Source organism: Shewanella sp. POL2 (genome assembly GCF_000282755.1).
GTDB lineage: Bacteria > Pseudomonadota > Gammaproteobacteria > Enterobacterales > Shewanellaceae > Shewanella > Shewanella xiamenensis.
The window spans coordinates 1-12,596 of the sequence record NZ_AKZL01000033.1; the positions used below are offsets into that span (position 1 = coordinate 1).

Below are 12,596 nucleotides of genomic sequence, written 5' to 3' on the forward strand. Positions count from 1 at the left end.
CTCTAAGGAAACCAAACCATTCGCCTGCGCCTCTTTAGCCTCAAGTAGCTTAAGCGCCGGGTGTTGATTTAAGGTCATTTGGGTCAAGTCCCCCAATGACGGCGCCTGTGGCAGCACAAATAGCGGCGAGTTAGTACTGACATCACTTCGTTGCAACATACGCGATAGGGCGATAACGGCCATTTCATGTTGGCGGCGGGCGCTGCCTAAATTGACCTTAGCATTATCTAAGGCCACTTGAGCATTCAGGCGCTCGACCTTAGCGATTTGCCCTTCGCGCTCCAGCGCCAACGCATGGTCAACGTGCTTAGTTAAGGAGGCCACCAGCTCAGTTTGGGTGCTGACAAGGGATTGAGTCACATCAACGGCATAATAACGATCAACCAACTGAGTGAATAAGTCGCGGGTTGCTAACTGTAATTCCTGTTGTTTCTCGGCCACCATGGCGGCATGAATGCCTTGAGCCGCAGTGATCTGGCCGCCGGTATAAATCGGCCACATCGCCTGTAAGCTGGCGCGGAAAATATCTTGCTCGGTAAAGGGCGTGACAAATAATGAACCCGGAATACTCGCCAGTGCACCGCCAAGTGCGGGTGGCAAAGTCGCAGGGTCAAGCGAGGCTAAGGGGTTGAGATCCCTTAAATCTAATTCGATTGGTTTTTCGAGGTGGGTATAACTGCTATTCAGACTGAGGGACGGCAGATTTAAACTTTCGCCCGCCTCTTGCTCGCCCTTGGCGCGATTCACCTCTTGGGATTGAGCCTGGAGTTTATCGCTCACCTTAAGCACTTGCTGCCAAGCCTCAGTAAAGCTACTGGGCTGGGCATAGGCCGCTAACGGCAATAGTGAGGGCAAAGGCAATAAACACAGCCATGCCAAACGTGATAGTTTCATTAACACCTCTAGAGTAGTTACTCTAATTTCCTTTGCAAATGATAACATCCATCATGGAAGGCGGCTAGAACCCACCGCTGGAAGTGTAAGATGGGTTCTAAAATAAGCACTTAGCCAATCAACGTAGGAGCTTCTAGCTTCTAGCTTCTAGCTTCTAGCTTCTCGTTTTACGCAGTACCGCCTACGGTCAGCTTGTCGAGCTTAAGGGTCGGTTGACCGACACCCACAGGCACGCTTTGACCATCCTTACCACATACACCAACGCCCTTATCCAACGCCATGTCGTTACCCACCATGGAAATCTGGCTCATGGCTTCTGGGCCATTACCAATCAGGGTAGCGCCCTTAATTGCTTGAGTCACTTCACCATTTTCAATCAGATAGGCTTCAGAGGCGGAGAACACGAACTTGCCCGAGGTAATATCCACCTGACCGCCACCAAAGTTAGGCGCATAAATGCCCTTCTTCACTGACTTGATGATCTCGCTCGGATCTGACTCGCCCGCCGTCATATAAGTGTTAGTCATACGAGGCATAGGCAGATGCGCATAGGATTCACGGCGACCATTGCCCGTTGGTGCCACGCCCATCAGGCGAGCATTTAATTTATCCTGCATATAGCCTTTGAGAATACCGTCTTCGATTAACACGGTTCTCTGGGTTTGTACGCCTTCATCGTCGATGCTCAGTGAGCCACGGCGATTCGCAAGCGTGCCATCGTCCACGACAGTCACCAATTTCGAAGCCACTTGCTGGCCAACCATGCCACTAAAGGCGCTGCTGCCCTTGCGGTTAAAGTCACCTTCCAGACCATGGCCTACAGCCTCGTGCAATAACACACCTGGCCAACCATTACCGAGCACCACGGGCATTTCTCCGGCGGGCGCATCAATGGCATTGAGGTTAACTTGTGCCTGACGCACCGCTTCACGGGCAAAGGCAAAGCACATCGGCAAACTAGTTTCATCATTCACCATAAACACGCTGTAATCGTGACGACCACCGCCACCAGCACTGCCACGTTCACGCTTGCCATTTTCTTCTAAAATCACGCTGCAATTAAAGCGCACTAAGGGACGAATATCGGCAGCCAAGGTGCCATCGCTAGCAGCGACCAAGATTTCTTCGTGCACACCAGCAAGGCTAATCACCACTTGAATAATGCGGCTATCGAGGCTACGAACATAAGCATCGGCCTCTTTCAGCAGGTTGATTTTTTTCACTTCCTCCATGGCGGCGATAGGGTCGAGACTATCGTACAGTGCCAAAGCTTGCTGGCGCTTAAATGCCTGAACCTTGGCCTGCTCACCCGCTCCCGCAATACCGCGCGCCGCCTCGGCCGCAGCGCTTAAGGCCGCTGGCGTAATATCATCGGCATAGGCAAAACCGGTTTTCTCGCCGCTGATAGCACGCACACCGACACCACGTTCGATATGGAAGCTACCATCTTTAATAATGCCATCTTCGAGCACCCAAGATTCGTGGCGACTGCCTTGGAAATAGAGATCGGAAAAATCGACTTTATGTTGATGTATGGTGTTTAAATAACTTTGTAACCCATCTAGGGCTAAGCCACCCTTTAATAAACTTTGCTCTACTTGTGCTAAAAAAGGCATCGCGGTTCTCTCTGAAAGCTTGGCTAAAATTGGCAACTCACTCATTTTTAAATAACTAAAATTCGCTGTGAGTCTATTTCATCTAAATCTGTTGAAGGCTTAATCTGTTCAAGGTTTAAGGTTCGGTGCAGTAAAACAATTATGTTGCGCCACGGGCATTTTACTGCGGATGCTGTGCACCTCGGCCACATCGATATCGGCATGCACCCAACCTGTACCGGTTTTCTGCTCGGCAATTACCTCGCCCCAAGGGCCTATCACCATGCTCTGCCCCCAGGTCTCGCGGCTGCCTTCGTTATGGGCGCCCCATTGGGCTGCGGCCAAAATAAAGCATTGGGTTTCAATGGCTCTGGCCTGTAATAACACCTGCCAATGGGCTTCTCCCGTGACCTTAGTAAAGGCCGAAGGCACGGTAATAATCTCGGCTCCCGCAAGGCGCAGCGCCCTAAATAAGTCCGGAAAGCGTAAATCATAACAGATGGTCAAGCCAATTTTGCCAAAAGGGGTGTCGATGACACTGATATGATTGCCGGGGCAGAAGGTTTCACTCTCGCGGTATTGCTTAGTGCCATCGGCGATATCCACATCAAACAGATGCAGTTTATCGTATTGCCCTAAGGTATCACCTTTATCATCAAACAGATAACAGCGGCTGTAGACGCGCCCATCCTCCGCCAGCGCGGGGATGGTCCCCGCCACCATATATACAGAGTAACGGGCGGCTAAGGCACTTAAGGCGGATTTTAACGGGCTAAGATGACTATCACCCGCATAGGCGAGTTGTTGACTCTCATGGCCACCAAACAGCAGGCTGCATTCTGGCAACACCACTAAATGCGGGGCATTTTTGTCCCATTGCAGGCGATCACGGGTTAATTCCTCAAGCTGCGATTCGATAAACAACAGATTCGCGCTGACGTCGCGACTGCTCTGACATTGCAACAGGCTGATGCGCATGACTATCTCCTTGAATTGTGTTTATCGACAATACCACCTTGGGGCTCACAGGCTTAGGTTGTTCTGGTTCGGCTTTAGGCGGCTCAGCAGGCTCTACCTTGGGGAGCGTCGGCGCTTGCGGCGATGTCTCTTCCTTAACAGCTTTTACAGGTTGCTCGTTGTTTTTTTCGGGCTCGACGGGCGGCTTAGCCTCTGTCTTGGTCGGGGCACTATTCTTGACGGGTGGCGCATCATTCGGCTCTGCACCCTCGGTTAGCGCTGGCAATTCGCCCCCCACCATAGGCAGAATCGACTCGGGGATTTCAATCTCTTTACTCTTACGTTCCAGTTCCTCTACCACAGGCTCAGACATAGTGCCCGTTACTCGGAAGCGGATCTCAGAGATCACCTCAATCACAGGCTCTAACACTTTGGTTAAGGCAAACGCCCCAAGCCCGAGCGTCCACGCACTGGTACTGAGCAGCACCACAGTTGGCACACTTGAGGCCAGTTGCGGCACAAAACGGATATCGTAATTTAAGCTTTCGCTGGTGAGATCCGTATAGCCGCGCACCTTCATATTACCTGCAATCGCATCCATTTCAGTGTCCGTAGTTTTCACTACACCATTATCGATTTGCAGATTACCGGTAAAGGAATTGAAGTACATGCCTTGACCAAATACATCACTGAAATCTAAGGACAATTTACGTACTAATGAATCGAGGCTAAACAGTGAGAAAATCCGTGCGCCCTTATCGCTCACTTGGGATAAATGGCCTTTGCCCAATTCAAATTTGACTTTACCATTCAAGGTTTCAAGGGAAAACGCATAGGGTGCACCTTGCCAAGCTAGCTCGGCATTCACCTTCAATGGAGCTTCATTTACACCCGGATCGATCCCAAGTTGGTGACTCAAATAGCTAAACTGACTAGCATTCAAACTGACGGATAACTCGGTTTGATTTTGGCCATTCTGCTGTTGCCAAATCCCATTCCCCTGCAAAGACACCTCAGGAGTGGTTAAAGATAACGTCTGAATGCGGTAACCCGAGGCTTGCGGACTTGCTTGCACCACTAACTGGCCAAATGGCTTATCGAAAAAACGAAAATCCTCTACATTCACCGCAACGGGCGGCAAATTAGTGAGCACCTGCTCCGCCGCAAAATCCGCTTCACCTTCAGGCTTCACATTGGGTGAAAAATAGAACTTACTGGCAGTCACTTTTAAGCCTTGCGTCAACCAATTAGGGTAAAAATCTACCGTTCCTTCAAACTCGCTAGCTTTGGCATCGAAGCGCCAACCATTTTCATTGGGTTTGGCGCTGAGTCTCAACTCTGTAAGCCCTTGCCCTAATAAATCAAACTTGCCGATATTTGCATCAACCCCAGCCACTGAAGGGAATAAGTTAGCGTTATTTGCCTCTTCCACCAAAATACCAGTGCGAGTCGGTTTGTTTTCTGAAGCAACAAAGGCATTAATTACGGGTAACCAATTAGCTAACTTGCCACTGGTTACATCGATCTTAATGTGTCCAAGCTCGGTATTGGGCACCTCGGTAGCCTCGAAGAGTCGCCCTAATAGCAGATCGAAATAACTGAATTGCGTACCTTTTTCAGCCTCAAAGCCGCCAATAAACTCAGCTTGTTTATCGAGTTTTACCCTCAGGGTTGAAGTCTGGTGATCACCAGAAAACTCGGCCATTAAAGGCCTAGGCTCGTCAGCAGGTTTTGCGAAAATGCCAGGTAATGTTAAGGTGGCACCGACCAGATCGGAACCTAAATTGGCTTGAATTTGATAGCCTTGCTCATCGAATATCATGCTCAAGTTACCGCCCCAAGCGACTTTACCTTGGTAAAACTTACTTAAGGGATTTTGTAACTCTAAGGGTAAACGACTGAGATCCCAACGACTCTTCATATCCACATTCAGCGCAAAATCTTTACCTTCGGGTTGAGTGGCAAAACTAAACTCCAAGGGCTGCTCAAACAGGCGAGACTTAATCCCTTTGCCTTCGACTATCTCGTTGGCAAATTGCACTGTGCCCGTCACCGCCTTGAGTTGTAAACCTGGCTGCGCAATAAACACGGGCGTGTTATCAAACATAATTTGACCGCGGATATCCTCAGCCTCACCCTCATACAAGGGAATACTAATATCTAAGCGGCCCGTTACCGCGCCCTGCACTTGCACAACCTTTAAGGTTTTGCCCACAGTATCGGCAAGGGGAGAAGCCTGTAGCACTTGAGTCGCAGCACTGCCTTGGGTAGCAAGATCGGCCTGAATTTTTAACAGCGAATGCTCACCCAGTTCAGGAATAAACACATGGGCACCATCGGCAACCACATTCATCAACTTACCTTGGTTAACCCAGATATCCATGCGGGCATTTTCAAACAAGGCATCGAGGGAAAGATCAGTGACTGCGGGCCAATCCGGTTGGAATTGGTATTCGGCATTGTTTAAGGTAAATGCCGCTTGGAACACACCGCTATTATCCTCAAAGGGAAAACTCGATAATGCCCCCTGCCATAATACTTGGGCGTTTTGACTCTGCCCCGCTTTAATCGCACCATCCAGATACTCAACCAGTGACTCGCCCATGGCTTTGATCGGGAAGTATTTATCCGCATTGGCGGCATTTTTGACTTCAACATTGGCGGCAAGGGACATACTGGTAGCAGCGCTAAAATCCAGCTTTAGAGCAGCAGCAAGACCAATATCGTCGTTTTCGAACTGCACCTGAGGCACAGATAAGGTTGCCCTTTGGGTATCGAAGGCACCGGTTAACGCCGCGCCATGCAGCACTAAAGGCGCTGAAAATTGATCGCCAAAATCGAGAGTATAGGTCTGCTCTGGCAGCGAAAACACTAAGCTGTCATTCTGCCACTGCAACTTAATGTCTAATGGGTTGGTGTTAGGTATGCCTTCAACTTTCTGCCAATGCAATTGCTGGATATGTGTACTGGCGAGCAAGGGTTGCTTGGCGCTTTGATAGAGGCGAATCGGCCCAACACTGCCTTCGGGCGCGAGCTGAAACCATTGCTGCAATACGGCTAAGTCGACACCAGGGAAAAGCGGTAGCAATGGAAATAACGTGTCTAAATCCAAACGGCTAACATAGGCATATAAAGCATCGTCTTGCTGCTTGGCCGCAAACTTCAGCTCGGGCCAATGCACCCCATTGGTGATAAAATCCAAATGAGTGCTGCTGATCTCCCAACCTGCCGCGTTTGGCTCCCAATGAATGCTACCGGACTGGATCTCAAACTTTTGCGGTTGACCTTGCATCGACCATTGCAACCAACTTGGCTCAAACTGCACGAGTCCAGAACGTAAACTTCGATGGGCAAAATCAAACCACGCCTTAAGATTGACTATCCCTTCTAAGGGCAGTTTTTTGCTCGGATCATAGGGATTAGGTTGGCGTGATGCCCATTCGCCCAAATCTAAGGACTGAGCCGCCAGATAAACTTGTCCAGTTAAACTCTCGGGCGCTGTAGCATCGCCGTTAATATCGAGTTGCAGGCTGAGCGATTCCTTAACCAAGGTATTGTTATCGAGGTAAATTTCCCCCGCGCCGCGGTGGCGCTCACCACTATTACGCCAGTTAAGGTGGCGAACGTGGATGGGTCGATATTCATGTTGCAAGCTAAGCAGTTGCACCGAAGCATCCGTCAGCGAGAAACGCTCGAGCTGCTTTAAGAGCAGCTTATACAACCAATCTGTTTGCGCCGTTTGATTAGACGCCCCCTGCGCCTTATTACCCGATAATTTATCGATATCGAGGGCAATATGAACACCATCGAAATTGACATCTTCAATGCGTGGACTGGTGGTCAGTAGCGATTGCCAAAAATCCAATTTGATTTGGACATGCTTCACCAACACGGTAACAGGGAGCTTGTCCTGCGTAGGGATCACTAGATTATCAACCGTTACCGCTGGGCCAAAGGCCTGCCACTGGGCGGATAACTCGCCAACTTGGATATCAATTTGATATTCGCTTTTTACATACTCAACTAACTGCTGGCGTACTTCATCGACCTGAGGCAATAATCCACGGATCAAGCTTACCGTCAAGGCAAACAAGACTAAGATCAGTGCCAGTAATTGCCAGCAAAAACGGCTTAGTTTTTTAGCAGTAAAAAGCGTTGCCACTACATCATCACCACGTCGTATTTATGCTGGGAATACATAGGCTCATTTTGCAGGCGAATACGCTTACCTATATAAACTTCAAGCTCGGCGACCAAATGACTTTCATCTCCACTTAAACTGTTATAGACAGCGGGCGAGCAGTAAAGCAAAAACTCGTCGGCGTCATAGGCCCGATTCAAGCGAATAATTTCGCGGAAGATTTCATAAGAAACAGTTTCTACCGTCTTCATGCTACCCGTGCCCTGACAGGCTGGACACTCACTGCATAGCACATGCTCTAGGCTCTCGCGGGTGCGCTTACGGGTCATTTCAACTAGACCCAACCCAGAGAAACCACTGACATTAGTCTTAACTCTGTCCTTGGCGAGCGCACTATTTAAGCTATTGAGTACCCGCGTTTTATGCTCGTCGCTCAGCATATCGATAAAGTCGATAATGATGATGCCGCCGAGATTTCGTAGCCGCAGTTGCCGTGCAATCGCTTGGGTGGCTTCAAGGTTAGTGTTAAAGATGGTTTCTTCAAGATTACGGTGGCCCACAAAGGCACCAGTGTTGATATCGACCGTAGTCATAGCTTCAGTCTGATCGATAATCAGATAACCGCCAGATTTAAGCTCCACCTTGCGTCCCAGAGCGCGCTGGATTTCATTTTCGACATCGTACAAATCGAAAATTGGCGCTGGGCCAGAATAGTGCTCAATCTTGTCAGCGATTTCCGGCATAAACTCTTGGGCGAAGGCTTGCAGCTCGGCAAAGGTGCGGCGCGAATCGACTTGAATTCGGTCTAATTCGGTTCCCACAAAGTCGCGCACAATGCGCACCGGCAGGGCCAGATCTTGATAGAGTAATGCTACGCCACGGCGCTGACGCCGCTCGGAGACCTTAGACCATACTCGGCGCAAAAAAGCCGCATCTTGGGCAAGTTCGTCCTCACCTACGCCCTCGGCAGCAGTGCGGATAATAAAGCCGCCGTCTTCATCGACGAATGGCAGAGTGATTTTTTTTAAGACGACTGCGCTCTTCTTCCTGCTCAATCCGCTGGGACACCCCAACATGGCTAGAGCCAGGCATAAACACCAAATAACGGGAAGGCAGTGTGATATCTGTGGTTAGGCGCGCACCTTTAGTGCCCAGAGGGTCTTTCACCACTTGCACCATAATATCTTGCCCTTGGCGAACCAGCTCGGCGATATCACGGACCACAAAATGGCCCTTCTCCACATCGGCCACGCATTCAGTGTGCGGCACAATGTCGGAGGCATGTAAAAACGCGGCTTTATCTAAGCCAATATCCACAAATGCGGCTTGCATGCCGGGCAACACTCGGCTGATTTTGCCCTTGTAAATATTGCCCACCAAACCACGCTTCATGCGCCGTTCAATATGAACTTCTTGCAGCACGCCGTGCTCGACTAAGGCAACGCGCGCCTCAGAGGGGGTTACATTAATCAGTAATTCTGAACCCATCTTGCGCTGAATTTTATTCGGATTTAAGCGACTGGTATTCACGACTCACCCCATTAGGGAAATTAAATTAATCTCAGTATGTTCTAAGCCTGAAAACCAATACCGCAGACTAGATAATGCCCGCCTCAGATAAGAGTTGGCGAGTTTCGACTAATGGCAAACCGACAACACAGGAGTAACTACCATCAATTGACTCGACAAAACAGCCACCTAATCCTTGGATCCCATAACTGCCCGCTTTATCCATGGGCTCTTGTGAGGCAACATAGGCATCGATATCTGCATCAGAAAGCACACAAAAACGCACTAAGGTTTCAACTAAACGCACTGCGGTATGATTGACACTTGCTAAGGCGACGGCAGTCATTACTGTGTGCACCTTGCCAGAAAGCGCACGCAGTACCCGCTTGGCATCGGCCTCATCAACTGGCTTACCTAATATTTCATTTTCAAGCACCACGATAGTATCAGAACCTAATACAGCAGGCTGTGACATACCTGAGCATAATGCAAGCCCAGCCTGGGCCTTTTCAGCCGCAAGGCGCTGAACATAATCCCGTGGTAACTCTCCTGTCTTCGGAGTTTCGTCAATATCTGGTGCTACTTGCGCAAACGTAAAATCAGCCCGTCCGAATCCAATATGAGTCAGTAATTCTTTCCGGCGCGGCGATGTCGAGGCTAAAACTAAATTCACAACTAACGAACCTTATAATGACGTCGAATGCGACGTAAAATCCAAAAAATCCAAGGCCAAAAAACGAGGCCCGATAGTGCAGGCAAAAACAGTTCAGAGTGGAATGTTGCACCATCCATCACAAACTCAACCCAATAAACAATGAGGTGATAGATAGCAATTAACAGCATTATGACCAGCGACTGTTGCCATTTCGGGAAGTTACGTAAACGCTGACAATGTAAAATAGCAATATAAATCACCAACGACATTGCCAAAGAGCGAACACCTAAAGTCGCGCCCAAGAGAATATCAAGGGCTAAGCCCATAACCCAAGCCGTCAGAATGTTATATCTGTGGGGCAACGCAATGGACCAATAGATCAAAATCATCAGTAACCAATCAGGACGCCAGGCCTCAACAATTACTGGCAGTGGCATAATTTGGCTTAAGAGCCCAACAAATAGGGTTAGCCAAACCGCGATGCGTCCATTAGCAGCTTGTAAACTCATTAGTGCACCTCTGCTGGCGGTTGGGTAGTAGCAGCGTTAGATGCCCCATTAGCGTTACTGGATGCTGCATTGGGATTACTGGGTACCACATTGACATTTGTGCCCTGAGTACCGCCTTGAGTCGTTGGCGTTCCATTACTGGTATCAGGCTTAACGTCTTGTGCAGGATGATCTGCGGCCGGTACTGGCACTTGATTAGGCAGTGTCACACCCGAATCTGGCGATGGCCAAATTAACAGGAGATAACGAATACGGTCGAGTGCCGCCAGTGGCTGAGCCGTGACTCGCGCATAACTTTGGCCATCTTCGGTAAAGACTTCCACTACCCGCGCAACCGGATACCCTTCAGGGAAGCGGTTACCTAAGCCAGAAGTGACCAGTAGGTCGCCCACACGAATATCGGTACTCTTGGCAACATGGCGTAACTCAATTTCATCAAGTTCCCCCGTCCCGTTGGCGACAAGGCACACATCATTACGGGTAATCCGTACGGGTAAGCCATGGGACACATCAGACAGTAGTAACACTCGGCTAGTCATCTCACTGACCTGCACAACTTGCCCCACCACACCTTGCGCATCCACAACAGGCTGACCAACAAAGACGCCACTGCGGGAACCTCGGTTTAAAACCACATAATGATGGGAAGGATCGCTGGCAACCTCCATGACCTCTGCAACCATCTTGAGAGAATCCTGATAGGCAGGCGAACCTAGCAAGGCGCGTAAACGTTCGTTTTCCTGACGTAAATGCTCGAAACGCTGTAAGCGTTCACTCATTAATAATTGTTGCCTTAACAGCTCTTTATTTTGCAATGCCAACATATTGCGGGTCGCAAAACTCTCAGAAGACCAATCGAGGATCGCACTGGGGACACTCGCGAGGTATTGAATAGGGCTTAAAGCGGATGAAAGGGATTCACGGGCAGGCTCAAGGCGGTGATTTGCCGCAAGCAAAATCACCGACAGAATAATTGCCAGTGTTAAACGGAACTGGTTCGAAATACCACGAACAAAAATTGGCTTCATAGGAAAGCTAAGGCGGTGATTAGCCGCCCTATACCGAAGTTAGATTAGGTTTCTTCGGAGAACAGATCGCCGCCGTGCATATCAATCATTTCAAGGGCTTTACCACCACCGCGCGCTACGCAGGTCAATGGATCATCTGCCACCATGACTGGAATTCCCGTTTCTTGCATCAATAAACGGTCTAAATCACGCAATAAGGCGCCACCACCGGTTAACACCATGCCGCGCTCAGAGATATCAGAAGCTAATTCTGGTGGTGATTGCTCTAGTGCCACCATAACCGCACTCACAATGCCCGATAATGGTTCTTGCAACGCTTCTAAAATTTCGTTGCTGTTGAGCGTAAAGCTACGAGGTACACCTTCGGCCAAATTACGACCACGGACTTCAATCTCTAATACTTCATCACCTGGATAAGCAGTACCGATAGTGTGTTTGATACGCTCAGCGGTCGCTTCACCAATCAAACTACCGTAATTACGGCGAACATAATTGATGATGGCATCATCAAACTTGTCACCGCCAATACGCACAGAAGAAGAATATACCACACCATTCAAGGAGATAATGGCAACTTCAGTGGTACCACCACCGATATCAACAACCATTGAACCTGTGGCTTCAGACACAGGTAAACCAGCACCAATAGCCGCGGCCATTGGTTCTTCAATCAAATACACTTCACGGGCACCCGCGCCCATGGCTGACTCGCGGATCGCACGGCGTTCAACTTGCGTTGCGCCAACGGGAACACAGACTAAAACACGTGGGCTTGGGCGAAAAAAGCTGTTGTTATGCACTTGCTTAATAAAGTGCTGCAACATTTTCTCTGTCACATAAAAGTCTGCAATCACACCGTCTTTCATTGGACGGATTGCTTGAATATTGCCAGGAGTACGGCCTAACATCTGTTTAGCTTCTGTACCTACAGCCGCTACAGATTTCTGACCAGAGCTGTTACGCTCGCCACGTATAGCAACAACTGAAGGCTCATTGAGGACGATGCCTTCATCACGAACATAAATTAAGGTGTTAGCTGTACCCAAATCGATCGATAGATCATTAGAAAAAATGCCACGCAGCTTCTTGAACATGTAACTAGCCTGTATTCTGTGGAGTCAGAAGAAAAGAAAAATCAGCTAACTTTATCAATGCCACCCTGATTCCACAAGACCGTTGAGGTTAACAATCGCTAATGGAGTGATTTTTTTTCAAATAGACCACTCAAAAACACTATTTAATCGATAAACGCGCCTTATTGAACAAAAATCAAACAACCCAAAACCCCATTTAATACAAGCTGGCAAC

At 49.0% G+C, this 12,596-nt stretch carries 8 protein-coding genes and 1 pseudogene; all 9 read right to left on the reverse strand.

From position 1 onward, the window contains the following. Nucleotides 1–894 (reverse strand): TolC family protein (locus tag SHEWPOL2_RS10710; RefSeq protein WP_037428161.1); only part of this gene is annotated, 894 nt, incomplete at its 3' end. A gap of 167 nt (nt 895–1,061) precedes the next feature. Next, a complete protein-coding gene (tldD, locus tag SHEWPOL2_RS10715) occupies nt 1,062–2,510 on the reverse strand; it encodes a metalloprotease TldD (RefSeq protein ID WP_037428162.1) in 1,449 nt (482 codons plus the stop codon). Nucleotides 2,511–2,618: 108 nt separating this feature from the next. After that, nucleotides 2,619–3,467: a carbon-nitrogen hydrolase family protein gene (locus tag SHEWPOL2_RS10720; RefSeq protein WP_037428163.1), complete on the reverse strand. Its 849-nt coding sequence runs from the start codon at nt 3,465–3,467 to the stop codon at nt 2,619–2,621. Then, complete coding sequence (locus SHEWPOL2_RS10725) at nt 3,391–7,608, reverse strand: YhdP family protein (protein WP_037428164.1); 4,218 nt, start codon at nt 7,606–7,608, stop codon at nt 3,391–3,393. The genes SHEWPOL2_RS10720 and SHEWPOL2_RS10725 overlap by 77 nt, the downstream gene beginning before the upstream one ends. Then, a pseudogene (gene rng / locus SHEWPOL2_RS10730) lies at nt 7,608–9,075 on the reverse strand (ribonuclease G). Before rng ends, SHEWPOL2_RS10725 begins: the two are co-directional and overlap by 1 nt. Before the next feature lie 109 nt (nt 9,076–9,184). After that, entirely contained in the window at nt 9,185–9,769 is a 585-nt protein-coding gene (locus tag SHEWPOL2_RS10735; RefSeq protein ID WP_037428165.1) for a nucleoside triphosphate pyrophosphatase, read from the reverse strand. A gap of 2 nt (nt 9,770–9,771) precedes the next feature. Then, entirely contained in the window at nt 9,772–10,260 is a 489-nt protein-coding gene (gene mreD / locus SHEWPOL2_RS10740; RefSeq protein ID WP_037422445.1) for a rod shape-determining protein MreD, read from the reverse strand. Next, the gene (mreC, locus tag SHEWPOL2_RS10745) at nt 10,260–11,288 is read right to left on the reverse strand and encodes a rod shape-determining protein MreC (RefSeq protein ID WP_037428167.1); all 1,029 of its coding nucleotides are present in this window, start codon (nt 11,286–11,288) and stop codon (nt 10,260–10,262) included. The genes mreD and mreC overlap by 1 nt, the downstream gene beginning before the upstream one ends. Before the next feature lie 44 nt (nt 11,289–11,332). Further along, nucleotides 11,333–12,382: a rod shape-determining protein gene (locus SHEWPOL2_RS10750; RefSeq protein ID WP_007651015.1), complete on the reverse strand. Its 1,050-nt coding sequence runs from the start codon at nt 12,380–12,382 to the stop codon at nt 11,333–11,335. Between the last annotated feature and the right edge of the window lie 214 nt (nt 12,383–12,596).

Coding starts and splice junctions, on each gene's coding strand:
- tldD (WP_037428162.1), bottom strand. CDS start 2,510: ATGCCTTTTTTAGCACAAGTAGAGCAAAGTTTATTAAAGGGTGGCTTA.
- SHEWPOL2_RS10720 (WP_037428163.1), bottom strand. CDS start 3,467: ATGCGCATCAGCCTGTTGCAATGTCAGAGCAGTCGCGACGTCAGCGCG.
- mreD (WP_037422445.1), bottom strand. CDS start 10,260: ATGAGTTTACAAGCTGCTAATGGACGCATCGCGGTTTGGCTAACCCTA.
- mreC (WP_037428167.1), bottom strand. CDS start 11,288: ATGAAGCCAATTTTTGTTCGTGGTATTTCGAACCAGTTCCGTTTAACA.
- SHEWPOL2_RS10750 (WP_007651015.1), bottom strand. CDS start 12,382: ATGTTCAAGAAGCTGCGTGGCATTTTTTCTAATGATCTATCGATCGAT.